Source organism: Glaciecola nitratireducens FR1064, from assembly GCF_000226565.1.
GTDB lineage: Bacteria > Pseudomonadota > Gammaproteobacteria > Enterobacterales > Alteromonadaceae > Glaciecola > Glaciecola nitratireducens.
In genome coordinates this window covers 1,909,593-1,935,821 of the sequence record NC_016041.1, presented here as the reverse complement: position 1 = coordinate 1,935,821, position 26,229 = coordinate 1,909,593, and the positions used below count along the sequence as shown (strand labels likewise).

The window sequence follows — 26,229 nt, the reverse complement described above, 5'->3', positions numbered from 1 at the left end:
TATGAATTGGAAGTCCGCGTTATATGCAGAACTAATAGGCACAGAATTAGAGAAATGGGCAGCTCACCTAATACCTCAACTTGAACAATGGGAAAACATCGCTAACCATGGCGATAGAAAAAAATGGCAAAAGCAATTACAGCAGCTTCCCGCGATTGAAGCTGACAAGGTTGATTTAAAATCACAGGTCTCAATATCGCAAGTGGACGCATTTGGTCATGCGCAGACCGCGCATATCGAATCTGTGTTAAAACAATTTATGCCATGGCGAAAAGGTCCCTTTCACTTTTTCGGGATTGATATTGATACAGAATGGCGTTCAGATTGGAAATGGGACAGAGTTCTACCGCATATTGCGCCTTTGGCAAAAAGAAAGGTGTTGGATGTTGGCTGTGGTAGCGGCTACCACTTGTTCAGAATGTTAGGTGAAGATGCGAAGCTCGTCATTGGCATAGACCCAACCGAGCTCTTTTTCTATCAATTTCAAGTATTTAAAAAATACCTACCGAAAACTAGCGTTCATTATGTTCCTCTTGGTATAGAAGATATGCCAACTTTAAACGCTTTCGATACCGTATTTTCGATGGGCGTGCTGTACCACCGTCGTGATCCAATTGAATTTCTATACCAATTAAAAAATCAATTAGTTAGTGGTGGACAACTGGTGCTTGAAACTATCGTAATTGATGGCAATGAAACGTCAGTTCTGATGCCAGGCGAGCGTTATGCGCAAATGCGCAACGTTTGGTTTTTACCTAGCTCCGAGGCACTAATGCAATGGCTGTCTCGAGTTGGTTTTGTGGATATTAAGAAAGTAGATGAAAATACGACAACTGTTGAAGAACAAAGAACAACCGACTGGATGACTAATCACTCCTTAGCTGACTTTCTAGATCCGACTAACAGGACCCTCACCATTGAAGGTTATCCTGCACCTAAGCGGGCAGTATTTACCGCAATCAAAAAATAAATGTCAGAATTGAAGCGGTGAAAATGTCAAAAAGAGTGTCAAAGAGAGCGTCAAAGGCACTCTTGCCCTCTCAATCTTGTTATAACAGTGCTTTGGTCATTTGCTCATAATTCACGTCAGCAACTCGTTGGCATAGTCTTTGAATAGTAATTCAGTATATTGGCCCTTTGGTGCAATCTATAAATCGCTGCTACGGGACTATAACAACACTATTCCGACATCTAATAATAGTTTTCTATGCCGGTTATTATCACTGTAGAGCGTGTTACCAATCATTTTATAAGGCTTTAATGCTAAAACTTACAAAGTTAATTGAACAATACATTGCAAAAGAAAAGCTTCCAAACGCCTACCTTGACGTTGCACTAAAATGGTTCAAGCCTCTTTGTGACTCAATTGATTTGCACCAAAAAAAGTCAAAGCAAACTAAAGACGCATCTCCTTGTCCTTTTTTCATTGGTATTAACGGCTGCCAAGGCTCAGGCAAGTCGACCTTGAGCGGTTTAATGAGTTATTTGTTCAATGAATACTATGGCAAAAAATCAGTCGTACTGTCTCTCGATGATTTTTATTTTACAAAGCTAGAGCGCACAAATCTGGCACAAACTGTCCACCCTTTACTATTAACTCGAGGCGTACCTGGGACACATGACACCCAGTTAATGTCAGATGTTTTTGCGTCCTTGGCCAGTGGTGAAGCCCTGAGCATACCTACTTTTGACAAATCAATCGATGACAGAGCGCCAATGAGTATGTGGCAAGAGGTTGCTGGCCCGGTCGATATCGTTATTGTGGAGGGCTGGTGCTGGGGAACGCATGCACAAGACAATAAGGCCTTGGCTACTCCAATTAATTCCTTGGAAAAGAATAGCGATAGCGATGGTACTTGGCGAAGCTACGTTAATAACGCATTGCTCACTCAATACACCCCACTTTATAGCTATATGGACAGCTGGGTATTTTTAAAAGCACCAAGCTTCGATGCTGTTTATGCATGGCGCCGACAGCAAGAGAAAAAGCTAAAGCTGCGCGTCGGTAATGCATCAAACATTATGAGTGATGAAGAAATTCTGACATTTATTCAATATTATCAGAGGCTAACTGTGCATACTTTATGTACACTAGAAAAGTACGCCGACTTTATATTCGAATTAGATAATGAACGAAACATTACAAGAAGTAGATATCATGCAAAGTGAATTAATTAGTAAATACAATAGACAAGTCCTCATATTCACAGACCTCGACGGTACTCTCCTCGATCACTACAGCTATGAGCATGAAGATGCAAAAGCCTGTATGGAGCGTTTATTAGGACATGGCATTCCCATTATTCCTAACACGAGTAAGACCTTCGCTGAACTCATCACGCTGCGCAAGAGACTGGGCTTAAATGGGCCTTTTATTGTAGAAAATGGTGCTGCTATATTCATCAATAAAAACTTTCTACCAGAAAAGCCAAAAGGCGCAGTCTGGCAGGATGGATTTTGGGTAAAGTCCTTCAGTTCAAAAAGGAATTACTGGCTAGGCCTGATTAAAAAAATCAGCCCCGAACATGGGCATCTTTTCGAATCCTTTGCAAACATGTCCCTCGAGCGCATAGTTGAAACAACAGGACTAGAAGAAAGCGATGCCCTGCTTTCTTCTCAACGTCAATTTGGTGAGCCCTTGCTATGGAAAGGCACTGAAGAACAGCTCGAAAGCTTTATCCTGATGTTGCGTCGTTTAGGTGCACACCCAGTAAAAGGCGGTCGATTCTTGCACGTTGGTGGTGATTGTAATAAAGGCATCGCATTAACTTGGTTGTTAAAAGAATACCAGCGACAGCATCGAAACGTTACAGTGAGCACCATCGCTTTGGGTGATGGTAAAAACGACGTAGCGATGTTAGAAATTGCTGATACCGCAGTCAGAATTGCTTCGCCGGTGCACGAACCTCCGGAATTAGAACGAACATTAAAGCTATATACTAGCAATAAACTGGGTCCAAAAGGTTGGACGGAAGTACTTGATCAGCTTATTCCTGAATCTGTATTTTTTAGTTCAAGCAAAACGCCCGATAAAACAACTTAAGGAGCTATTTAATGGCTGATTTTTATCAAAACGGCATCGTAACCACTTTGCACAACTTAGAAGATCGTTCTATTGACGATCTCGAAGCAGAGCTGAGTGAGTTTTCTAAAAAGCGCCCATTAGGCTTAATCCTTCCGTCATTGTTTTCTGAACTTGAAGGTCAAGCACTGCCAGCCACAATAGAGCATTAAAAAAGGTTCCTTATCTCTCTGAAATTGTCATTGGCCTTGATCGTGCCGATTTAGAACAGTACAAATATGCCCTTAATTTTTTCTCAACGCTCCCTCAACATCATCGCGTGTTATGGAACGACGGACCCAGGTTGCAGGCACTGGATGCTGAATTATTAGAGCTTGGCTTAGCACCGAAGGAATTAGGAAAAGGCCGAAACGTATGGTATTGCATGGGCTACATTCTTGCATCAGGCAAAGTTGAAAGTGTTGCCCTGCACGACTGTGATATTTTGACCTACGATCGCTCTTTACTGGCTAGACTAATTTATCCAGTAGCAAACCCGCAATTCAATTATGAATTTTGTAAAGGCTATTACGCTAGAGTTGCCAACGGTAAAATCAACGGTCGCGTATCCCGCTTATTGGTTACACCGCTGCTAAGAGCCTTAAAAACAACCTTAGGTCACAACGATTATTTAGAATTTATGGACAGTTTTCGTTATCCCTTGGCAGGGGAATTTTCTTTCCGCAGAGATGTCCTAAATGACATTAGAATTCCAAGCGACTGGGGGTTAGAAATCGGTGTATTGTCGGAAATGCACAGAAACTATTCGCACAACAGACTATGCCAAGCTGATATCGCCAGAACCTACGATCACAAACACCAAGATCTCTCTTTGAATAACGAACAAGGCGGCCTATCAAAGATGTCGATTGACATTACCAAGGCATTGTTTCGAAAACTTGCAACTCAAGGCACGACCTTTAATACCGAAACATTTCGAACAATAAAAGCGACGTATTTCCGCATCGCCCTCGACTTTATCGAAACTTACCGCAACGACGCCGTCATGAATGGTTTGAAACTAGATATTCACAACGAAGAAAAAGCGGTTGAGATGTTTGCTCACAACATTATGAAAGCCGGACAAAGCTTTTTAGAAAACCCAATGGAAACCCCCTTCATACCCAGTTGGAATCGTGTTGTTAGCGCAAAACCTGATGTTTTAGAAAGACTTAAAAAGGCGGTTGAAGAGGACTTCCAAGAATTTAGCCAAGGACTTTGAGATGCCAAATCATTTTGTTCAATTTACCGCTAAAGTAAAACATCATTTGGAAGTAATTTATCACGATATTTTAACTCCCTCTGAAATCGAAATACTAGTGCCTAAATTGCAGCACAGTATTGGCGTCACGGGCAACGATAATTGTCATTACCCAACGCCGCATAAAAACAGATGGGATGAATCAGACATCGTCATGATCACCTACGGTGACAGTATTGTTGAGAACACCGAAGGCGTTGAATTTGGTTTTAGCCAGAAACCGTTGAAGACACTTCGGCGCTTCATTAATGAGTATTGTGACTCGATTATAAGTCACGTGCACATATTGCCCTACTTTCCCTATAGTTCCGACGATGGCTTTTCTATTATTGACTACTCTATCGTTAACCAAAGCTTAGGTGACTGGAAAGATATCGAAGCTATTTCAAAAGAATATGGTCTTATGACCGATGTTGTCATCAATCATTGTTCAGCGCGAAGCCAGTGGTTCGAAAATTTTAGCAAACAAGAAGGTATTGGTAGCGACTATTTCTTTACTGCGTCACCGGATGACGATCTTAGTATGGTAGTGCGTCCTAGAACTTCAGACCTGTTGAAAGTAGTTGAAACACCGAATGGGCCAAAGCATGTATGGTGCACATTCAGTCACGATCAGGTCGATTTTGATTTTAGAAATCCAAATGTGCTTATCGCTTTCATCGATATCATTCGTTTATATTTAGATAAAGGAACAAAAGTTTTTCGTTTGGACGCCATCGCATTTTTATGGAAAGTACCCGGTAGCCCAAGTATCAATTTGCCCGAAACTCATGAAGTTGTTCGACTTTTAAGAACACTTATTGAGCACACCGCGCCAGAAGTTATTATCATCACTGAAACTAACATTCCGAATAGAGAAAACCTGACCTACTTCGGTAATGCAAATGAAGCCCATGCTATTTATAATTTCTCATTGCCCCCTCTTCTCATCAATACGCTGGTAACCGGCAATTGTGCATATTTGAAAAGTTGGATGATGAGTATGCCGCCGGCACAAAATGGTACAACGTACTTTAATTTTATTGCCTCGCACGACGGCGTTGGCTTGCGACCTGCTGAAGGATTGCTGGATGAACAGGAAATTGCTGAACTTGCAAATTGTATGCAAAACTTTGGCGGCAAAGTTTCTTGGCGAAAGACAGACAATGGTCAACAAAAACCTTATGAGATGAATATTGCGTTGATTGACGCATTAAAGGGCACAATAAAAGGCCCCGATCAGTATCAATTTCAGCGTTTTATTTGTGCGCATGCAATTATGCTCGGACTAGAAGGGATACCGGGTATTTATATTCACTCTTTACTAGGTACACCTAATGATGAAGAGAAAGTTAAAAATACTGGGCATAACCGCGGCATTAATCGTCACCGCTGGGACTTCGCTGAGCTTATCTCTGAATTAGAGGACAAACAAAGCCTACATGCGAATGTGTTGTCTGCTTTGTCTCTGCTTATAAGAATACGACGTTCTCAGCCTGCATTTCACCCAAACGCGGTCCAATTTACCCTGCAGTTAGGGACAGAAATATTTGGTTATTGGAGGCAAAGTATTGACCGAAAACAAAGCATATTTTGTATATCTAACGTAACCGATATAGAGCAAAAGGTTAGACTGTCAGATATCAACCTGATTGAAAATAGTTTATGGCATGATCTGATAGCTGAAAAAACAATTAATCAGACAACTGAGTTTTTGTGTCTAGCACCCTACCAGACAATGTGGATTTCAAATAAAGCCACAGGTTAATCCTGTGGCTCTTTCTCAAAAGCGGGATGCATAGCCAACTTACCGAGAATATATCTACTCGTAAGTTCTCTCTCTCTTCACCTCAATTGTATCTATATAACCATGCCAACTAGCGTAGCCGATAAGCGGCATAAGCACTAGGAAAGCCAAGAAAAAGGTGAAAAAACCTATACATACAGAGATAAAGATAACAAAAGCCCAAAAGAACATGGCTTTTTTATTCAACCAAACTGCGTTCATACTTGTGAGCACAGCCGTTGCTAAGTCCACTCGTCTTTCTAACAGTATAGGTTGTGTAAACGCTGTGATAAAGAAAACAAGTAAGGTTAAGGCTACACCAATCAACGTACCGATTATGAGAAAGGTTCCTAAATTAACCAAGGTGTAAGCCTCGTTCTCTGGATAGAATGCATGCAGCAGTGATGCAATGCGAAGCCAAGCAATCATGAATACCATCAGCAGTATAGCGAAACCCCATTCGTTAACCGCATTTCTCGACATTGCTTTTAATGAATGTCGAAACGAGGGTGTTCTTTTTTTCTCAAACTGCCAAGCGACGTCATACAGCCCAGCCGCTAAATAAGGACCTATTAACATGAAACACACCATTGCAGGGAATATGATCATGTACCAACCGGTTGAATTAATGAGATAGTATATAAGCCAAGGAATGAGTGTAAATACCGCGCCGTAAGTTAAACTGATAACCGGTGCTCGTTTGAAATCGTTAACGGCAAGACTCAACCATTTAAGTGAATCAAACATCTCTAGTTTTCTACAAGGTATTACACGAGCAATACCACTGTTTTCAATCGCTGTATCTGGCATTTCGTCGAACTGCTGAGACATAACATCTCCTATTAAGCGTAAATCGTTAACTCATGATGGAGTATAAATTGTGATGTAGCATCTTTGGTTGTTGAACAAACAAATCAACAGCTACACTTCATACTAATTCAGAAACTGATTAAGTTCAAAAAATACTCACCGAAAATCAACTTTAGCTTCGTGCCAATTGATACTGGTCAAAAATAACGAAGAAAGTGCTTCATTTAAGTCACTAAAACTGGTTATTTTAGTTCTTTCACCTGTCAACATTTCGGCCACGAATTGATGGCAGTTATTATTGATCAAATGATAATCGCGCAACTGAAATAAATTATCGATACAACGCTGCGAGACGTCATCAGCAGCTAACGGCATGTAGTGTTCATCGCATGCGACATAAATCTTTTTACCTGTCCGATTATGCAAAAAACGTTCGGGAGACACCGAACGAATTAAGCCCTTACCACTCAACTCATAAATATTACCGTTTACCCACACACCTGTGTGGTCCAACACTCCATAAATTCCGCATGTGACAATAGCACCATTTCTTGGTGTTATACGTTTGCTCGAATCGCCCGGCAACGTGCGAACCGTATTTGTACTTTTTAAGTAAGCATCGTTTGCTCTATTAGAAGCATATAGCCCCAAGCAAGCTGCACCAAACCACAATAAAGGAGCAGGCATAAAACCCTCCGATTTAGTCAAACCCACAGTTAGCAATACAATATACGTTAAGCGTTGAGTATTTAGGCAATAAAAAATGTGACAAAATTTGTCATGCCCCCTTAACAGGAGGTTCTAGCTGTACTATTCTTATCGTCTATTGAACCTCTAGCCTTAAGACCCCTATTTAATGTCTAAAATTAATCGCTCTAGTAAGTTAGATAATGTGTACTACGATATTCGTGGCCCCATATTAGAACAAGCAAACAAAATGGAAGAAGCTGGAGAGAGAATATTGAAACTCAATATTGGCAACCCAGCTCCATTTGGCTTTGAAGCCCCCGACGATATTTTGAAGGACGTTATATACCAACTACCTAGCGCACAAGGCTATACCGATTCTCAAGGCATCTACAGCGCAAGAGTTGCGGTGATGCAGTATTATCAGCAAATGGGTATAAAACACATTCAAGTAAAAGACATCTACTTGGGTAATGGCGTGAGTGAGCTAATCATGTTATCCATGCAAGCATTATTGAATAATGGCGATGAAGTGCTGCTACCCGCGCCTGATTATCCCCTTTGGACGGCCGCGGTCAATTTATCATCAGGCACAGCCGTGCACTACCGATGTGATGAGCAAGCGGATTGGTTTCCAGATTTGCAAGACATCGAATCAAAGATTACAAAAAATACAAAAGCAATCGTATTGATTAATCCAAATAACCCAACCGGCGCGGTTTATAGCGAAGCACTGTTAAATCAAGTTGCCGATTTAGCGCGCAAATATAACTTAATCATATTCAGCGACGAGATTTACGATAAAATACTGTACGACAACGCAAAGCACACTTGTATTGCCTCCCTTGCCCCCGACTTATTTTGTGTCACGTTCAGTGGTTTGAGTAAAAACTATCGCGTTGCCGGTTTCAGGGCTGGTTGGATGTTAGTCAGTGGTGATAAACAATCTGCGCAAAGTTATATAGAAGGATTAACTATTTTATCCTCCATGCGGATGTGCGCCAACGTGCCGTGTCAACATGCGATTCAAACAGCTTTAGGTGGATATCAGAGTATTAATGATTTGGTCACTGGTGACGGCCGCTTATTATCACAACGAAATATAGCTTTCGATGGTCTCAACGACATTGACGGTGTGACTTGTGTAAAACCGATGGGAGCGATGTATTGTTTTGCCAAAGTGGACACCAAAAAATTCAATATCTCCAGTGATGTCAATATGGTGCTCGACTTACTTAATAAAGAAAAGATCTTGCTGGTGCATGGCAGCGCTTTCAATCTGCAGGAAGGATGCTATTTCAGGTTGGTATTTCTTCCACACAAAGAGCAATTATCACCAGCCCTTTCACAAATGAAACGTTTTTTTAGTAATTATCAACAATGATCTTCAATTTAAGCATTGTTTTGAAAGTAAGCTAAAGCACAACAACAATGACTGCTAAACTAGTGGTCTAACTAATCAATCACAAGCTTTGACTACCGCGCTCAGCGCGACGAGGAATAACAAATTAATGAATAGTGCATTTTTAGCATGGATTTTACGTATGCCCCTGATAAAAAGATGGGCGCTAATGCATGCAGTCAAGAATGAAAATGTTGCAGAGCACAGCCATCAAGTGGCGGTTATTGCCCACCTCCTTGCCGTTATAAGGAATACCTATTTCAACGGTACACTCAATGCCGAAAAAGCAGCGACAATTGCGCTATATCATGAAGTGTCTGAAACCAAGCTGCAGGACATCAACCACGTCACCAAATATCACAACCCTGACTTAACTCGCGAATTTAAAAAGATTGAAGAAATGGCGGAACTAGAGTGTTTGAAAACACTTCCCGTAGAATTGCAGCCTATTTTCAAACCATTGTTAGTGCAGAAGGAAGTTGACGCAGAATATAAAACCTTAGTGAAGGCTGCTGACCTTATTTCAGCGTACTTAAAAGCATGCGATGAATTACGCTTTCAGAACTCAGAGTTTTCACACGTCAAAACAAGACTAGAAAAAATGCTAAATGAATACAAAAATACGATGCCTGAAGTTGACTATTTTTTATCAATATTTAAAGAAAAATGCTTTGTCAGTGTAGACCAACTCGCCGATTAATAGATAAGTACACAGTCATTACACGCTGATAAACAAGCCGCACAAAGGAGCAACATGACGCACAGCAACGAGTGGACAGAACGAAGACTAACTCGCTTAGAGAAGCGTGACGGTGATCACCGCAACGCTTATCAACGAGATAAAGCACGTATTATGCATTCAGCGGCTTTTAGGCGGTTACAAGCTAAAACTCAAGTTTTAGGTATTGGTATCAGTGATTTTTATAGAACCCGTTTAACACACTCATTAGAAGCCGCGCAAATTGGAACAGGTATCGCTGCCCAACTGACTCAAAAGCAAGCAGAACTTTCTGCCCAGCTTGGCATTGATGAGCATCTTATTGAGAGCCTATGTCTAGCGCATGACATTGGACACCCACCTTTTGGTCACGGCGGTGAAATTGCGCTGCATTATATGATGCATGAACATGGCGGGTTTGAAGGTAACGGCCAAACCTTTCGGATACTCACTAAGCTAGAAACATACAGTCCGTCAGATGGCATGAATCTGGCACGACGCACTCTGCTAGGTTTAATTAAATACCCTAATTATATTGACCTACTAACCAACCATCATCTTGAAACAGAAAAGCCAGAGTCACACCGTTTGGTAAAGTCGAAGCAGTGGCACCCACCTAAGGGTTTATATTTGTGTGACAAGAACGCCTTCGATTGGGTAGTTGCACCATTAAGCTCAAATGACCAACAGCGCTTCAGTGAATTTTCCGTTGGCGATGATAGGCACTCCAAAACACGCTATAAATCGATCGACTGTTCAATCATGGAGTTAGCAGATGATATTGCCTATGCAATCCACGATTTGGAAGATGCAATTGTCATGTCAATGGTTACGCGTGACTCATTTGAAGTGGAAATTGTCGCGCCGATTAAAACCCTTGAACTCCCCTGGTTGTCAGTCCAAATAGATGTTTTAACAGATAATTTATTCAGCGCAGCACCTTATGAAAGAAAGAATGCTATCGGTGCGTTGGTCAATTGCTTCATAACGGCAATTAGTATAGAGAAACAGGACTTATTCGAATCAGAACTTATTGATTACAATGCTCAATTTGCAGAAAACTACCAGATTGCGCTCGGTCTATTTAAGTCATTTGTGTTTAATTACGTTATTCGAAAGCCTGAACTTCAACTTTTAGAGTACAAGGGACAACAGATAGTCATGGCGCTATTTGAGGCATTTAGTTCTGAACCTGAAAGGTTACTCCCAACAAATACCGCTAAACGTTGGTTAGAAGCTGATTCGGATATTTCAAAGCATCGAGTATTAGCCGATTACATTTCTGGGATGACAGACGAGTATGCAACAAGATTATACAATCATCTCTTCTTGCCAAAATCGAATGCCGTTACTGACTCATTAACCCCCTAGTGTAAATAGCTCGCTCGGCAAAAGTGATTCACACTGCTAATTGGCGAGTGAGCTATTCAATTTTTTCTACTTCTTCTCAAACTATCAAACGCTGCCTACCCACAATATGCAGCACTCCCCTAAACGAGGATATGTCGACGTTATTTTCATTGTCAGCAAAATGCTTATGCCCTTAACTCTGTATCACATGCACACGCGCTATATATATATAGATTCAAATTTCTTCTTTTTGCATTTTAAGCTCAACAAATCTAAAAAACTTAAAAATAGTGCTTGCATGTTTATTTATACAGTACTACTGTATGTAAACACATAGTGTATAAACAAACAGCGGATGATTAATATGCAAACTCAATTATTTAGTAATTCGGCGATGAACGGCCAACCAGCAATAAATGCTTCGCAGGCAATACTGGGAAAAAGTCGCTGGGTTGCCCACGTCTCTGTAAAAACAAAGCTCGCAGCTTCTCATAGGCTGGTATTAAATATTAAACCAACGGCCACAGCATCTGCCTTTGATATAATTGAACGTTTATTATTTGCAAAAACGTGTGCTGCAATATTCTGCGATGAAATATTACCCTTACATCAGGTGAAAATGCTCAAGCAAATGGCGATGTTTAGTGGAACGGAAGTCACGTTTATTGCTGATAAAGCTGAGTTCAACTCAATGCAAGCAGATGATTTAGAAAAAGCATAACGAATTGGAATCAGCGATACGGGTAGTAATTATTATCGTTTATTCCCGTAAGCTGAATCATTCACAACAGCGCTGTCTTAAATTAAGCTAAAGATGTAAACGCTTTTTTAGAAATATCGAGTTTGCAGTGCATTTCCTAACTGCTTCTAGGCGTTTACAACCACCTCTAACCAATCATTCTCAAAATCAGATAAACACCTCAGCTGTGGCGAGTTTTTCAAGTTCAGATAATCAACGGTCAAAGGGGTAAAAATGACAACGCAAAAATTGTCACTAATATCTTCGTCGACATTTTCCGAGCGCTGACTGAAATATTCTATGTCACTCTCGCTTTCAAATGGAGCCTTCGGCGTTGGCCAAGAAAACTGTGCCTTCGCAGCAGCAGATAGATTTTGCCACTGTTCACGTAAGAATTTATGAGAAAGGTAAGCTGGTTGCCTTTCTGGATTACGAATTTTCGCATCTTTGATCAATTCACTACTGACCAATGATACATGCCCTGCAACGCGATACTGCTCGCGTGAGCCGGCAAAATACCAACATATCTCAAATTTCTTTGGGGTACTAAGCTTCCAATCTGCAACTTTGTCACTTCGTATGTCTGTTACTGAGAGTAAGTTTAACGAATCGGGTACAAAGCCCCTAAATACCATCGTTCTATTTTTAGGTAATCCATCCATGGAAACCGTCGCTACTTGAAAGTACTTAGATTGAGCTTGGCTTCGATTTACATGAAGACTTCGTGCAAGCCTTTGTCTCCAACTTGGAAATTTGAAATCAGACATTGGGTTTGCTTACCATTGAAAACAATTTATAGAAATTCGCCGTCGTCGCTTCAGCTAATTCAGTAACGGAAATACCGCGCAACTCTGCAATGAAGTATGCAACATCAACGACGTTTGCGGGTTCATTTTCTTTTCCTCGATGAGGAACTGGCGCTAACCATGGACTGTCTGTTTCTATTAATAATCGGTCCAGCGGTATCTGTTTCACGGTCTCTTGCAGATCTTTCGCTGATGCGAATGTAACAATGCCTGATATGCTAATGTAAAACCCCATTTCTATTGCTTCTCGCGCCATTTCTAAGGATTCAGTGAAACAGTGCAGAACACCAATAGTCGACGACTCTCGGTGTTCTTTTAATAACTCAATCGTGTCTTTGTGTGCATTTCGAGTATGTATTATTAGCGGCTTTCGAACGACGTTCGCCGCTTTTATGTGATCGATAAAAGACTGCTTTTGAATATCTTCAGTTTCAGCGCTATAAAAGTAATCGAGTCCTGTTTCACCAACGGCAACAACGTCATCCTGCTTCACGCTGGCTAGCAGCTCGTCATAACTGCATACATCTTCATTATGCAGAGGGTGAACACCACAAGACATCGAGACATTATCAAATTTCGATACTTTAGCTTTCATATCGTTAAACTCTTTTACAGAGACAGCAACACAAAGCATGTGCTCCACTTTTCTTTTTTTCGCCGCAGCAACAGTATCAACGAGCTCTTCATCGCTCTTTTTTAATCTATCTAGGTGACAGTGTGAATCTACAAACAAAGAAGTTCCCCTGTTAAGAAAGTTGAATGTTAATTAATATTTAGGAAAAGTAGACCGAACCGATCTAATTAAACGACGCCACCTTTGTTGTACGTAATTGATCAAACAATGGGGTCAATATCAATGATTTGTTAAGACCTGGGTGACTCATACGCTTTGAAGCGACTAAGCATGCTTGGTAGTTATCATACGCCGAAATATTTTGAGTGCTTTTATAGCGCTCTAACCAGTGTTGAGCCAACCACTTCACAACCTTCGGCGCTTCTGTCTGCCATTTTAGGGCAGCCCTATTGGCTGTTTCGCTTCCTTCTAACAATCCTTGCAGCGTTTCTAGGAAATCATCAAAACCGATACTCTCTGCGTCTTCTAACTCCTTCTTGTATGTAATGGGAGATGAACCATGCGCCAGCAGAGCGGCTCTACTCGGTATGGATACATCAAGCGTTGCCAACCAGTCACAACTCTGTTCAAAACTTGGTAGAGCAATAGTTTGTTTTTCGCAACGACTTAGTATGGTTGGAAGCAATCGTTGAGACTCATTAGTTGTCATCAACAAGTAAGTGTTTGGAGTAGGTTCTTCCAATGTCTTTAACAAAGCATTACTTGCTGATTCAGACATCAGTTCAATTTGCGGAATAATAACCACTTTATTGCCGCTAAGCTGCGCTGTTTGTGTCACCTTGCTAATTGTCTGCCGAATGATGTCAATGCCAATTTGTGACTTCTCTGTCGTAATGATGTGTAAATCAGGGTGTGAACCTGCATCGATAAGTAAACAGGACTTACAAACACCACAGGCTTCTAATTTATCATCAGGCGCTTGCAGCGCAATATCTTCAATTTCAAATAAGCCACTGCTTTGAGTTTCAGCAGCGGCTTTTCTTGTTCCCGCTATTGTTTTACACAACAGCGACTTTGCGATTTCCTGGCATAATTGAGTTTTACCTGCGTCAGCTACGCCCATAAATAATAGACCATGATGCAACTTTGCTATTTTATAACGAGCAATTAAGCTGTCGAAGCTACTTTCTAGCCAAGGATACATTATTGGTCTACTCTTTTTATTTCAACATTATTAGTCGCTAAACAACCTTTAGCGTACCAATTTTCAAGCGCAGCACGTACGTCAGAATGAACAACATTCATTTCCTGCATCGCGTCTATTTCAACTGCTTTACTAGAGTCTTGAACTAATTTTTTGTATGTTCTACGCGCGTTTTCAAAAAAGGATAATCCTGACAACTCAATTCGGTCGAGTTCACCTCTACCTCTAGCACGAGCAAGACCTACACTTGGCTCAACGTCTAAATATAAAACTAAATCTGGCTCAAAAGAACCTAAAGTCATTTTCCGTAAGGTATTCAATACACTGATATCGATGCCTCTGCCTCCGCCCTGGTATGCAACGGACGACATGTCATGTCGATCACCGATAACCCATTTGTTTTTGGCCATCGCTGGCTTGATTTTGTTTTCGACTAGCTGACTGCGAGCCGCATACATTAATAGTAATTCGGTTTCTTGGGTAACCACTTCATCCCAAGTTTGCTTGACGCACTCTCGTATTGCTTCAGCCATTGGGGTGCCGCCAGGTTCACGAGTGCACTCGACATCATGTCCTTTTGCAACTAAGAACGCTCTAATTAATTCAATAACAGAACTCTTCCCTGCTCCTTCTAAACCCTCTACAACGATAAATGATGGGTTCATTATTTTCCTTTATTCAATTGATATTCACGAACTGCGGCATTGTGTTCGGCTAAGGTCTCCGAGAATTGATGAGTTCCGTCGCCCTTTGCAACAAAGTAAATTGCTTCAGTTATTTCCGGTTTTGCCGCAGCTTTAATAGATGCAGGTCCTGCCATTGCAATGGGTGTAATGGGTAGACCTTTAATTACATAGGTATTGTATGGGGTTCTCTGACGCAAATGCTTGCGCGTTAAATTGCCATCAAAATTATCGCCGACGCCATAAATAACGGTAGGATCTGTTTGTAGTCGCATGTTTAGCTTAAGCCGATTATCGAACACACCAGAGATTAAACCTCGTTCATCTTCTACTGCTGTTTCTTTTTCAATGATTGAGGCCATAATTAACAGCTGATACGGGGAATCATAGACAGTGTCAATATACCGTCCTTGCCATTCTTCACTGATCACAGTTTGCATGTTGTTATAAGCACGTTTAATAATATCTGTTGCGCTGGTCTGGTAATCAAAAAAGTAGGTATTTGCCAGCAAACAACCTTCTAAAGATCTATACTGATTATGACAAAAAGAAGAATGAAAATTTACCACACTTTCTCTCGCAGCTGTTTTAGACCGCTCGCCTTCATTAACCTCAGCGTCATAAGGCGCACCAACAATTTGATCATATAGAGCAGCGGCATCCTTTATGTTATAGTTGATCGCATCATTATTGGCTAAAAGTACTAACCATTGTTTTAATGTAAGTCCTTCAATGAGAGTAATAGAAAACTGCTTAACCCTACCGTTAGAAATTGCGCTAAAAATACTTTCAATACTCGCACCGGAATAAAATTCATAATATCCTTTTTTCACCGCGCTATATTCAGGATGAAGCTTTAGCCACAGCTTTGCTAATAATGGATTAGCAAAAACACCCTTTTGTTTTAATTTATTAAGTACTGACGAACCTGTATCGCCTGCTTTTAATTGAATAGTTAAGATTGCATCAGATTCAGCAACATAGGTATTGTTTATTCCATACTGGTCGATGCTTTGATAGACAAAGAATGCAGCTACCGCAGACACAATAAAAACAGCAACAAAAACGACAGCCAGCTTTTTCATGATTTCTCCTTTGCTATTTCATCCGAAATTTTTTGTGCTAAGCACTGGCTTGGCCCAATGTCATAGCAAGTTGACTCATTGCCTATGCTGACATGAGATACCGGCACTAGCTGGGTTACAGCATTGCAACTGAAAGCAGTTTGAGCAGATAGTAAAGCTGACACATGCATATCACTCACGTTGCAAATGATTTGATTACGCTGCATATAGTCCAAAATGTATTGTCGCATAACTCCATTTACACCTGATTTCTCAACACAAGGAGTATGCCATATACCGTCTATACAATAAAAAACATTAGAGGATGTAAGCTCAATAACTAGCCCTTTAGCATTAGTTAATATTAAGTCGTCTACGCCCTCATGGTCGGCAAGCTCAATTTTGGCCATGACCTGCTCGAGCCTATTTAAATGCTTAACACCCGACAATATCGATTGTTCAGCAAGCTTCATATGCGCTAGTCCCAAACTTACTGTGTGATCCGCTACTGGGTAATAGTCTTTCGCCGATGGTATGAATACAGGAGCGCTATCCATTGAAGGAGCATATCCGCGTTCACTGTCGCCTCTCGCTATTAAGAGCTTCACGATTTGCCATTCAGTTTCTACGGACTTAGTTTCTGTGCTTTGCTTCGCTGCATTGTAACTTTCTAATGCGAAGGTCTTTATCAGATTTTTTAAATCATCAATGGAGAAACTTACCTTGCTGTTAATGATTTTTAATTTCTTCGCATCATTCACTAGGCGTTTTGTGTGTCGATCAAGCAGTTGGATATGACCCTTTCTGCTTAACATTGTACTAAAACAACCATCGCCATAATTTAACGCACGATTTTTTAGTGAAGGCACCATAGTAACAGCGCAGTCTGATACATTCATCATGTTCTACCTATGACCAAAAATACATCATTAAAGGTGCTTCCCATTTTAATAGCGAATACAAAAAAGCCACGAAACCGTGGCTTTTAATCATAACAAATTGTGGTCTTTCTTAACTAGTTTTTCTACACATTTATCTTCGCAGCTTGCGTTGTTTTACTCAACGCCGACAGCCAGGGTTTAAAGAATAGAAATTAATTATTCCACTTCTTAAATAACAATGAACCGTTGGTTCCACCGAAACCAAATGAATTGCACAAAGCGTAATCAGAATCAAATTTTGCAGCTTTGTGAGCAACGAAATCTAAATCACAACCTTCGCCTGGATTATCCAAATTAATTGTAGGTGGTGCCATTGCATCACGCAAAGCCAGTATAGTGAATATCGCTTCTACTGACCCGGCAGCACCCAGCAGATGTCCAGTCATTGATTTTGTAGAACTTACTTTTACGCTTTTAGCTGCATCACCAAAAATACTTTTGACAGCGCTAACTTCAGCAACATCACCAGCAGGTGTTGATGTTCCATGCGCGTTAATGTAGCCCACTTGTTTGGCTTCGATACCAGCGTCTTTCAATGCGTTCTTCATTGCCAACGCGGCACCTTCTCCGTTTTCAGGAGGAGACGTCATATGATACGCATCACCACTCATGCCAAAACCAACTAATTCGGCATAAATTTTAGCTCCTCGAGCTTTTGCATGTTCATATTCTTCAAGCATAATTACACCTGAACCTTCTCCCATTACAAAGCCATCTCTGTCTTTGTCCCAAGGACGACTTGCTTGTTGCTGATTGTCATTATTCGTCGACAATGCCCGAGCTGCACCAAAACCAGCGATTGATAATGGTGTGATAGCCGCTTCAGCACCGCCTGCCAACATACCGTCGGCATCTCCATATGCAATCGTGCGTGCAGCAATACCGATGTTATGAACGCCAGTTGTACATGCAGTGACAACATTTAAATTTGGACCTTTCAAGCCTTCCATTATAGAAATAAAGCCTGAAATCATATTAGTAATTGTGGATGGAACAAAGAATGGAGACACTCTCCGTGGACCACTATTTAACAACTTACTGTGGTTTTCCTCAATAAGTTCTAGTCCCCCAATACCTGAACCTATGGCAACGCCAATCCGCTCAGCATCCAATTTTTGGATATCAATCTGGGCATCGCGAAGCGCTTGTATTCCAGCTGCAATGCCAAGCTGAATAAAACGATCCATTTTTTTAGTTTCTTTCTTCGGAATGTAGTCTTCAGGATTAAAGTCTTTCACTTCACCTGCAAACCGAGTAGAAAACGCTGACGCATCAAATCGAGTGATGTCAGATATGCCGCTCTTTCCAGCTAAAATGTTGTTCCAAGTAGTATCAACATCATTGCCAAGTGGGGAAAGCATACCGATACCGGTTACTACTACACGACGTTTAGTCATGATAGTCTCCATAATACTTTTTTATAAAACTCAGAAATGAAAAAACGGCTCGTAAAGAGCCGTTTTTCTAAAGATTCAATTACGCGTCTTTATTAGCGTTGATGTAATCAATAGCTGATTGAACTGTTGTGATCTTCTCTGCTTCTTCATCAGGAATCTCAGTATCAAATTCTTCTTCTAGAGCCATTACTAGCTCTACAGTATCTAAAGAGTCTGCACCTAAATCATCTACAAAAGAGGCTTCAGATTTTACTTCTTCTTCTTTTACGCCCAATTGCTCAATAATGATTTTTCTTACACGTTCTTCGATGTTACTCATAATTTCAGGTTTCCTTTACGTACCTAATAAAAATTCCGCAGATAGTTTATTTGCCTACCTAGCTGCTTGCAAGTCTTTCCCGCATTAATCGCTGTGGTCAAACCACGATTTTACTACAGCTAGGACAACTAAAACAGTCTCTTTTTTTGTTATTTTACCTATAATTGCAATTAAAACAATGAATAAGCAGTTATGACATGTACATGCCACCATTTACATGAATCGTTTCGCCCGTAATATATCCTGCCTCATCACTGACCAAAAATCCAACAGTTGCAGCAATTTCTTTTGGTAAGCCCAATCGATTTGCTGGAATATCTTTAAAAATAGCTTCTTTTTGATCGTCGGTTAAACCTTTCGTCATGTCTGTATCGATAAAACCAGGGGCGACCACGTTAACAGTAATGCCACGGGATGCGATCTCTCTTGCCATCGATTTACTAAATCCAATGACTGCCGCTTTAGCCGCTGCATAATTAGCTTGCCCAGCATTCCCGGTTGAACCAACAACCGAACCAATATTAACAATTCGACCGTGCCTTTTCTTCATCATACCGCGTAACACAGCTTTGGAAAGCTTAAACACCGGCGTTAAATTTGTTTGGATGATATCATTCCACTCGTCGTCTTTCATGCGCATCAACAGATTATCACGCGTGATACCAGCGTTATTAACCAAAATATCAATCGGCCCAAACTCTTCACCAATTTGTAATAACAAATCGGCTATTGACGCTTCATCGGTCACGTTGAGTACTTTTCCAGTACCGTTTGCAGCTAAGTATTCTGAAATTGCAGCGGCTCCATTTTCGCTCGTTGCTGTACCAATGACGGTAGCGCCCATTGAAACCAACTGCTCGGCAATTGCTTTACCTATGCCTCTGCTTGCACCCGTTACTAAGGCTATTCTTCCATTTAAACTAGACATTATTTACCTTTTTACTAAATCGTTATAAGTCGCTTGGTTGACTAAAAGATGATAACACTAAACTTTTATTAATTCGTTTGTTCAAACCGGTAAGCACTTTACCCGGTCCAACTTCAATAATATCGGTCACACCTTGCTCACTCAAATACAAAACAGACTCAGTCCAGCGCACAGGCAAATATAGTTGACGTAAAAGTGCGTCTTTTATCTTATCAGTATCAGTTTCAACGCTAACATCAACATTATTTACAACACTAATTAGCGGCTGATTCAAACTGATGTCATTGAATAGTAGCTCTAGCTTCTCGGCGGCCGGTTTCATTAAAGCACAATGAGAAGGTACACTGACAGCAAGTGGCAATGCTCTTTTTGCTCCTGCTTCTTTACACAAAGCACCCGCTTTATCGGTTGCATCAGACTGGCCCGCAATGACAACTTGGCCTGGAGAGTTAAAGTTGACTGCCGCAACAACCTGCCCCATCTCCTGCGAAACCTGTTCGCAGATTTCAATAATTCGACTATCATCCAGACCAATGATGGCATACATAGCGCCTGTTCCAGCCGGTACCGCTTGTTGCATAAACTCACCACGAGCACGCACTAGCTTAACGGCGTCTTGCAATGAGAAAACGCCTGCACAAGTCAATGCTGAATACTCTCCCAAACTATGGCCGGCTAAAAATGCGGGTGAAATGTCTTTTTCAGAAGTGAGAACTTTGTATGCAGCAACGCTGGCAGTTAATAGTGCAGGTTGCGTAATCTGGGTTTGATTTAACTGTGTTCCGTCGTCATTTTGAACAACTTTCCATAAGTCATAACCCAAGGCTTCTGATGCTTCAGTAAAAGTATCTGCTACAACTGTAAACTGTTCCGCCAAGTCTTTTAGCATTCCAACACTTTGTGACCCCTGTCCAGGGAATACACATGCTGTTTTACTCATTTATTCATCCTATCTTTTTTATTTATGTGATTAATCACTGTTTCATTACTTGTTCGATTATCACCAACTTGATGGTGATTATTGTCTTATTAATATTTAACCAGCGCAGAAGCCCACGCAAAACCGCCACCAAAGGCTTCCAGTAAAAGGTATTGCCCTCTTTTAATGCGTCCATCTCGAATTGCTGTATCTAGCGCTGTGGGCACAGTTGCAGCGGAGGTATTACCGTATTTCTCAAGCGTCATGACGACCTGATCAAGTGACATATTCAGCTTTTTAGCGGTAGCCTTTATAATTCTAAAGTTAGCTTGATGCGGCACTAACCAGTCAATGTCCGACTTCTTAAGATTATTCGCCTCTAAAGTTTCAATGACTATTTGACTCAATTTTGTTACCGCGACTTTGAAAACTTCGTTACCTTTCATTTCGCCCCAATTTTCATGCACGGACTGCTCATCGCCGCGCGTTGGATTGCCTATTCGCAGCAAATCACCGTGGGAACCAGCAGCATTAATATGTGTGGATAGAATTCCAGGCTCTTCGCTGGCTTCAATAATAGTTGCGCCAGCACCGTCCCCAAATAAAATGACCATCGATCTGTCGGCAGGGTCAATAAGACGACTCAGACAGTCGGTGCCAACCACAAGAATTCGCTTGGCCATACCGCTTTTTATGTATTGGTCTGCAACGCTTAACGCGTAGCAATAGCCAGCGCAAGCAGCTGCAATATCAAACGCTGGAATATTGTCTACATCGAGAATTTTTTGAATTTCGCAGGCTGTACTTGGCAGTGAATAGCGACCACTTGTTGTTGCACAGACAATCATATCAAGGTCGCTAGCTTCGATTCCTGCCGCTTCTAACGCTTTTTTTGAAGCTTCAGCTCCCATAGTTGCCGCAGTTTCATGCTCACCAATTATTCGACGCTCTTTAATACCTGTGCGATCTGTTATCCACTCATCTGAAGTATCAACCATTTTTTCCAAATCAGCGTTTGAACGCACATCGGTGGGATAATAACTTCCCGTTCCTATAAATCGTGAATATATCAATTAATGCTCCATCAAGACTGATTCTATTTTTGTTTTTATTTTGTCTGGAACCGCATTTTCTGCCTCCTCATAAGCTTGTTTTATTGCGTAATAACAAGCTTCTGCCGAAGCGTTTCCGTGACTCTTTACAACAATTCCGCGCAATCCTATCAGACTGGCGCCGTTATACTGGTCGGGGTTCATGCGTTGATAGAGTTTTTTTAGTAGTGGTAAGGCCAATTTGCTTAATATTCGTGCAAAAAGGGTTTCGGTTGTGGCTTGCTTAATTTCGCTGATCACAAGCTTCGCGATACCCTCGCTCGACTTCAGCGCAATGTTACCGGTAAACCCGTCAGTAACAACGACATCAGCGTCACCAGAAAAAATCTGATCGCCTTCGACATAGCCAATATAATTAACGCTAGGACAATCACGCAGAAGTTGGTCTGCATGCTTAACAAGGGTGTTCCCTTTTATGTCCTCTTCCCCTACATTTAAAAGAGCAACTTTAGGTGAGTGAATGTGAGAGCACTGTTCAGCTAGAACTGAGCCCATAACAGCATATTGAAATAGTCCTTCTGCATCACAGTTAACCGAAGCACCGAGATCGAGAAGAAGTACTTTTTTACCTTGGCCTTTTGGCAGCCATGAGATGAGCGCGGGGCGAGAGATCCCTGGTAACGTTTTTAGAACATAAAACGCCATGGCCATGAGTGCGCCCGTATTACCAGAGCTAACGCATGCCTGTGCGTCTCCTGATTGAACTAAATCAATGACTTTGCGCATAGAAGACTGCTTTTTCTTGCGCAGAGCAGTTGTTGGCTTGTCATTCATTGTAACCACTTCGTCGCAATCAACAAAATCGACTCGTGACAATGTTTTAGCATCTAGCCCGTTTTTAAAATGAGCATACTCGCTTAGATGACCGCAAATAGTAAGGTGTAGTTTGGGAAGTTGCTTTAGGGATTTTTCTGCAGCAGACAAGAGAACATGGGGGCCGTGATCGCCCCCCATGATATCTAATGCAATTTTTACGTCAGACAATGTTTTTCGCCGAATTAATCAGCAATAACTTTTTTGCCTTTGTAGAAACCGTCCGCCGTCACATGGTGACGAAGGTGAGTTTCACCAGACGTTTGATCAACTGATAAAGTTGCGCCTGTTAATGCATCGTGTGAACGACGCGTGCCGCGTCTAGCACGAGTCTTTTTATTTTTCTGTACAGCCATAGGTTATACTCCTAGTCTCGCTTAAGTTCTTTTAAAACCGCAAATGGGTTTTTACGCTCTTGTTCCGGTTCGATTATTCCGAATGTCATATCATCAGGCCCTACGCTACAATTTTCTTCTGCATGAAGTGCAACAATAGGTAGTGACAAAATCAACTCGTCTTCAATTAATTGAAGTAGATCGATCTCTCCATGGTCATTGACCTCTACCGGTTCAAATGCTTCTGGTAACTCTTCCTCTGTATCAGTGCCCTGCACAGGACTAAAACAAAACTCAACGTTAATTGGGTGAGAAAATTCATGGTTACATCTCTGGCAAAGCAATGTTGCCTGCGTCGTCGCTGTTCCCAGGAAGTAAGTAAGACTCTGCGCGTCTTTTAAAAACTTAACATCCACGAAAACGTTGTCTTCACAAGCAATTACAGACCCGACGAATCGCTCCATTAAAGAGGTAGAATAAACGCCAACGTAGGTTGAGCGTTTCATCGCACTTTTCAGTGGATCTATTAATCGGGGTAGTTTCACTTTATCCATAGCGCGCGCATTCTAAAGGTTTACATGTATTGAGTCAAAGTTTTTAGGCGAATCAGAGCAAATATCGCTAGAATATCCCTTCTTATTTTAAATAATCGGAAATAATACACTTTGGACACAAACAATGAAGGTTTGATACTCGCCTCATCCTCTCCCTATCGTAAATTACAAATGGCGAGATTAGGACACCAATTCACTACACAGTCGCCTAACATTGACGAAACGCGGCTAGCTGGCGAACCACCCTTAGATTTAGTCAAAAGACTCAGTTACCAAAAGGCGTTAGCAGTACAAGCGTCTTTTCCTAATTCTACTATTATTGGTTCCGACCAAGTTGCCTATATGAAGGAAGAAGGAAGTAGTATTAGCTTGTCTGATGTAAAAATACTAACAAAACCAAGAACTGTCGCAAATGCAATTCAACAATTGTCAGCATGCTCAGGAAAGTCAGTTCGGTTCGTCACCGGCTTATGCTGCCTTTCAACTCAACATGACGCCGAGGTCATTGCCGAATATGTTGACGTAACGTTCAGAGAGCTTAGTGAGCATGAAATAGAAAACTATATCAATATTGAAAAACCGCTAGACTGTGCAGGCAGTTTTAAAGTAGAAGGTCTCGGTATTACCTTGTTTCAAAAGATTGAATCTACTGATCCGAACACTTTAATAGGATTGCCGCTGATTGCATTGAACAACATACTTATTGGTATTGGCTATAATAGTTTGTTGAAGTAGTTAACTACTAGTCGTTTGTATCTTTCATTTAACAAACGACTTCATCATGTCTAAACTATCGATGATAGTTAATGGTTTGTGCTTTAGTAATTCAATCTTGTCGTGCACGCCATAGGAGACGCCTACCCGCGGCATCCCGATGTTCTCTGCCATCTGCATGTCATAAACAGTATCACCTACCATTAAGGCTTGCTCTGGCTCAATCTTCCACTCTTTTAATATTTGCAGCAGCATGTCAGAGCTTGGCTTTGACTCAGCTTCATCTGCACAACGAGATAATTCGAAAAAATGCTTTGTATTAGTATTCTCCCAAGCTCTTTCTAATCCGCGACGCGCTTTCCCCGTTGCTACCGCTAATCTCGCGCTTTGGCTAAGGTGGGTTAAGGTTTCACTCGCATTAGCGAATAAAGGACACGCCGTTTTATCCTGATCAAGAAATACACTCTTATAATGTGTAACAATTTCATTCGCTTTATCGTCATCTATCGAAAATAATTGTTTAATCGCTGGGTGCAAGCTGATTCCGATAATGTGCTCAACTTGCTCTTTTGTCGGAATATTTATCTGCCCCATTGCAGCTGCTTTTTGCATACAAGCTACGATTTTAGCAGCTGAATCCATCACCGTGCCATCCCAATCAAAAATGATGTATTCAAATTTCATGGCTTTGTTTCTCTATTAAATTGCTCAATGCGCTATCGTACTCTGCTTCAAATCTTACACGTTCTTTACTCACCGGGTGGTTAAATGAAAGACTCTTAGCATGCAAAAACAATCGTGTGAACTTCAATTTTTTGAGCTTCGCATCAAAATCGTCATCACCGTATTTGCTGTCCATTGCAATTGCATGTCCGGCGTGTAAGCAGTGCACTCTAATTTGATGTGTTCTCCCTGTTATAGGGCTTGCCTCAATTAACGTCGAGTGTGTGAAATTTCTTAATACTCTAAACCGCGTTTCTGAAGGTTTACCTTCATTAGAGACTGACACAAGTCGCTCACCGCTTTTTAACACATTTTTTTGCAACGGTGCGTCTACTTTGAAACAATTAGCAGGCCACTCACCGGCGACCAACGCGTGGTAACGCTTATCAACCTGTTTACTGCGCAACTGTTCATGCAAATCACGCAATGCAGAGCGTTTCTTCGCAATTAATAAACAACCCGATGTGTCTCGATCGAGTCGATGCACCAATTCCAAAAACTGGTGCTGTGGACGCAATGCTCGCAAACCTTCAATCACCCCAAAATTAAGACCACTTCCGCCATGCACTGCAAGTCCTGTCGGCTTATTAAACACGATGATGCGATCATCTTCAAAGATGATGTGGCTTTCCAACGTAGACACTCTATTCAAGTTTACATTGTTTTGTTCTTTGACAGCTGTACGCACAGGGGGAACGCGCACAACATCACCTATCGCCAATTTATACTCAGGCTTTACACGCTTTTTATTTACCCTTACCTCGCCTTTGCGAACGATCCGATAAATCATACTTTTCGGAACACCCTTCAGCTTGCTGGTTAGGAAGTTATCTATACGCTGAAATTGATTGTCTTCGTCAATTTCAAGCAATTGCACATTATTATATTCTTCATTCATATGAATAGTATATCCCACCTTTAGATTGAATACGTCCGCAAATCACTGTTTTTCTGGTTTTTTTAAGGTACTTTTTAGCTACGTGCTACTTGTTTGTCAGCGCAATATAAGCAATAATGCGGCTCGGTGCGACAGTATTCATCTATTAATAACAAAACAACGGGTCATTGGCCTGTTACAAAATAGAGAAACTGACACGTCAGCCCAACATACCAAAATGAGTATTTGCAGGCGATACGACACCAATTACCAACATTCAACTAAAACAAAATGAATGTGCGCCTTGATAAAGAGTGCTGAGAAAGACATGCACTGCATTCAAAAACAAATGCAACAAGGTTAAATTAAACAGGCAATAATTGACTGTTGAACAGATTTGAATTAACGCTAGTGAGTAAGCTCATTAGTTCAAAAGATTGTAAAAGGACGCCCTATTGTAAAGGGTTGTTGGA

General features: G+C 41.2%; 27 protein-coding genes and 1 pseudogene. 10 read left to right on the top strand and 18 right to left on the bottom strand.

Annotated elements, in window-relative coordinates; translation table 11 throughout:
* The first annotated feature begins 1 nt into the window (after window position 1).
* The 5 genes and pseudogenes from cmoB to GNIT_RS08305 all read left to right on the top strand — a co-directional run bounded on the left by cmoB (window position 2) and on the right by GNIT_RS08305 (window position 6,069).
* On the top strand, window positions 2-970 hold the full coding sequence (cmoB, locus tag GNIT_RS08325; RefSeq protein ID WP_014108736.1) for a tRNA 5-methoxyuridine(34)/uridine 5-oxyacetic acid(34) synthase CmoB: 969 nt from the start codon (window positions 2-4) through the stop codon (window positions 968-970).
* A 290-nt stretch (window positions 971-1,260) separates the two neighbouring features.
* On the top strand, window positions 1,261-2,169 hold the full coding sequence (locus tag GNIT_RS08320) for a hypothetical protein (RefSeq protein WP_014108735.1): 909 nt from the start codon (window positions 1,261-1,263) through the stop codon (window positions 2,167-2,169).
* The gene (locus tag GNIT_RS08315; protein WP_014108734.1) at window positions 2,159-3,043 is read left to right on the top strand and encodes an HAD-IIB family hydrolase; all 885 of its coding nucleotides are present in this window, start codon (window positions 2,159-2,161) and stop codon (window positions 3,041-3,043) included. The genes GNIT_RS08320 and GNIT_RS08315 overlap by 11 nt, the downstream gene beginning before the upstream one ends.
* Before the next feature lie 11 nt (window positions 3,044-3,054).
* A pseudogene (locus GNIT_RS08310) lies at window positions 3,055-4,283 on the top strand (glycosyltransferase family protein).
* A gap of 1 nt (window position 4,284) precedes the next feature.
* Complete coding sequence (locus GNIT_RS08305; RefSeq protein ID WP_014108733.1) at window positions 4,285-6,069, top strand: sugar phosphorylase; 1,785 nt, start codon at window positions 4,285-4,287, stop codon at window positions 6,067-6,069.
* A gap of 54 nt (window positions 6,070-6,123) precedes the next feature.
* Here GNIT_RS08305 and GNIT_RS08300 read toward each other — a convergent pair whose 3' ends face one another.
* Window positions 6,124-6,918, bottom strand: a complete 795-nt coding sequence (locus tag GNIT_RS08300) for a DUF2189 domain-containing protein (protein ID WP_014108732.1) — start codon at window positions 6,916-6,918, stop codon at window positions 6,124-6,126.
* A 135-nt stretch (window positions 6,919-7,053) separates the two neighbouring features.
* Window positions 7,054-7,584, bottom strand: coding sequence for a C97 family peptidase (locus tag GNIT_RS08295; RefSeq protein ID WP_014108731.1), 531 nt, complete (start codon window positions 7,582-7,584; stop codon window positions 7,054-7,056).
* A 169-nt stretch (window positions 7,585-7,753) separates the two neighbouring features.
* On the opposite strand from GNIT_RS08295, the gene GNIT_RS08290 reads away from it, so the two are divergent.
* The 4 genes from GNIT_RS08290 to GNIT_RS08275 all read left to right on the top strand — a co-directional run bounded on the left by GNIT_RS08290 (window position 7,754) and on the right by GNIT_RS08275 (window position 11,775).
* Complete coding sequence (locus GNIT_RS08290) at window positions 7,754-8,968, top strand: pyridoxal phosphate-dependent aminotransferase (protein WP_014108730.1); 1,215 nt, start codon at window positions 7,754-7,756, stop codon at window positions 8,966-8,968.
* A 127-nt stretch (window positions 8,969-9,095) separates the two neighbouring features.
* Window positions 9,096-9,686 (top strand): 5'-deoxynucleotidase, encoded by a 591-nt coding sequence (yfbR, locus tag GNIT_RS08285; RefSeq protein ID WP_014108729.1) that lies wholly within the window; start codon window positions 9,096-9,098, stop codon window positions 9,684-9,686.
* A gap of 54 nt (window positions 9,687-9,740) precedes the next feature.
* Window positions 9,741-11,075, top strand: coding sequence for an anti-phage deoxyguanosine triphosphatase (locus GNIT_RS08280; RefSeq protein ID WP_014108728.1), 1,335 nt, complete (start codon window positions 9,741-9,743; stop codon window positions 11,073-11,075).
* A 343-nt stretch (window positions 11,076-11,418) separates the two neighbouring features.
* Window positions 11,419-11,775, top strand: coding sequence for a hypothetical protein (locus tag GNIT_RS08275; RefSeq protein WP_014108727.1), 357 nt, complete (start codon window positions 11,419-11,421; stop codon window positions 11,773-11,775).
* A gap of 146 nt (window positions 11,776-11,921) precedes the next feature.
* On the opposite strand, the gene GNIT_RS08270 is transcribed toward GNIT_RS08275, so the two are convergent.
* The 14 genes from GNIT_RS08270 to yceD form a co-directional block, all read right to left on the bottom strand.
* Entirely contained in the window at window positions 11,922-12,560 is a 639-nt protein-coding gene (locus GNIT_RS08270) for a pyridoxamine 5'-phosphate oxidase-like FMN-binding protein (RefSeq protein ID WP_014108726.1), read from the bottom strand.
* Window positions 12,553-13,332 (bottom strand): TatD family hydrolase, encoded by a 780-nt coding sequence (locus GNIT_RS08265; RefSeq protein ID WP_014108725.1) that lies wholly within the window; start codon window positions 13,330-13,332, stop codon window positions 12,553-12,555. The genes GNIT_RS08270 and GNIT_RS08265 overlap by 8 nt, the downstream gene beginning before the upstream one ends.
* A gap of 64 nt (window positions 13,333-13,396) precedes the next feature.
* Window positions 13,397-14,377, bottom strand: coding sequence for an AAA family ATPase (locus GNIT_RS08260; protein WP_014108724.1), 981 nt, complete (start codon window positions 14,375-14,377; stop codon window positions 13,397-13,399).
* Window positions 14,377-15,042, bottom strand: a complete 666-nt coding sequence (tmk, locus tag GNIT_RS08255) for a dTMP kinase (RefSeq protein WP_014108723.1) — start codon at window positions 15,040-15,042, stop codon at window positions 14,377-14,379. Before tmk ends, GNIT_RS08260 begins: the two co-directional genes overlap by 1 nt.
* The gene (gene mltG, locus GNIT_RS08250) at window positions 15,042-16,145 is read right to left on the bottom strand and encodes an endolytic transglycosylase MltG (protein ID WP_014108722.1); all 1,104 of its coding nucleotides are present in this window, start codon (window positions 16,143-16,145) and stop codon (window positions 15,042-15,044) included. Before mltG ends, tmk begins: the two co-directional genes overlap by 1 nt.
* Window positions 16,142-17,026 (bottom strand): aminodeoxychorismate lyase, encoded by an 885-nt coding sequence (gene pabC, locus GNIT_RS08245; RefSeq protein ID WP_014108721.1) that lies wholly within the window; start codon window positions 17,024-17,026, stop codon window positions 16,142-16,144. The genes mltG and pabC overlap by 4 nt, the downstream gene beginning before the upstream one ends.
* Window positions 17,027-17,217: 191 nt before the next feature.
* Complete coding sequence (fabF, locus tag GNIT_RS08240; RefSeq protein WP_014108720.1) at window positions 17,218-18,462, bottom strand: beta-ketoacyl-ACP synthase II; 1,245 nt, start codon at window positions 18,460-18,462, stop codon at window positions 17,218-17,220.
* Window positions 18,463-18,541: 79 nt separating this feature from the next.
* Complete coding sequence (acpP, locus tag GNIT_RS08235) at window positions 18,542-18,781, bottom strand: acyl carrier protein (protein WP_014108719.1); 240 nt, start codon at window positions 18,779-18,781, stop codon at window positions 18,542-18,544.
* Window positions 18,782-18,971: 190 nt separating this feature from the next.
* Window positions 18,972-19,709 (bottom strand): 3-oxoacyl-ACP reductase FabG, encoded by a 738-nt coding sequence (gene fabG, locus GNIT_RS08230; RefSeq protein ID WP_014108718.1) that lies wholly within the window; start codon window positions 19,707-19,709, stop codon window positions 18,972-18,974.
* 22 nt (window positions 19,710-19,731) lie between these two features.
* Window positions 19,732-20,649, bottom strand: a complete 918-nt coding sequence (gene fabD, locus GNIT_RS08225) for an ACP S-malonyltransferase (protein WP_014108717.1) — start codon at window positions 20,647-20,649, stop codon at window positions 19,732-19,734.
* An 89-nt stretch (window positions 20,650-20,738) separates the two neighbouring features.
* On the bottom strand, window positions 20,739-21,698 hold the full coding sequence (locus GNIT_RS08220) for a beta-ketoacyl-ACP synthase III (protein WP_041246752.1): 960 nt from the start codon (window positions 21,696-21,698) through the stop codon (window positions 20,739-20,741).
* A 3-nt stretch (window positions 21,699-21,701) separates the two neighbouring features.
* Window positions 21,702-22,724 (bottom strand): phosphate acyltransferase PlsX, encoded by a 1,023-nt coding sequence (plsX, locus tag GNIT_RS08215; protein WP_014108715.1) that lies wholly within the window; start codon window positions 22,722-22,724, stop codon window positions 21,702-21,704.
* A 14-nt stretch (window positions 22,725-22,738) separates the two neighbouring features.
* Window positions 22,739-22,909, bottom strand: coding sequence for a 50S ribosomal protein L32 (gene rpmF, locus GNIT_RS08210; protein ID WP_014108714.1), 171 nt, complete (start codon window positions 22,907-22,909; stop codon window positions 22,739-22,741).
* An 11-nt stretch (window positions 22,910-22,920) separates the two neighbouring features.
* Window positions 22,921-23,442 carry a 23S rRNA accumulation protein YceD gene (yceD, locus tag GNIT_RS08205; RefSeq protein ID WP_014108713.1) on the bottom strand — a complete coding sequence of 174 codons (522 nt, stop codon included), beginning with the start codon at window positions 23,440-23,442 and terminating at the stop codon, window positions 22,921-22,923.
* A gap of 111 nt (window positions 23,443-23,553) precedes the next feature.
* Between yceD and GNIT_RS08200 the strand changes: the two genes are divergently transcribed.
* Window positions 23,554-24,177, top strand: coding sequence for a Maf family protein (locus GNIT_RS08200; protein ID WP_014108712.1), 624 nt, complete (start codon window positions 23,554-23,556; stop codon window positions 24,175-24,177).
* A 24-nt stretch (window positions 24,178-24,201) separates the two neighbouring features.
* Here GNIT_RS08200 and GNIT_RS08195 read toward each other — a convergent pair whose 3' ends face one another.
* Complete coding sequence (locus GNIT_RS08195) at window positions 24,202-24,840, bottom strand: HAD family hydrolase (protein ID WP_014108711.1); 639 nt, start codon at window positions 24,838-24,840, stop codon at window positions 24,202-24,204.
* Window positions 24,830-25,777 (bottom strand): 23S rRNA pseudouridine(955/2504/2580) synthase RluC, encoded by a 948-nt coding sequence (rluC, locus tag GNIT_RS08190; protein ID WP_014108710.1) that lies wholly within the window; start codon window positions 25,775-25,777, stop codon window positions 24,830-24,832. The genes GNIT_RS08195 and rluC overlap by 11 nt, the downstream gene beginning before the upstream one ends.
* Window positions 25,778-26,229 lie beyond the last annotated feature (452 nt).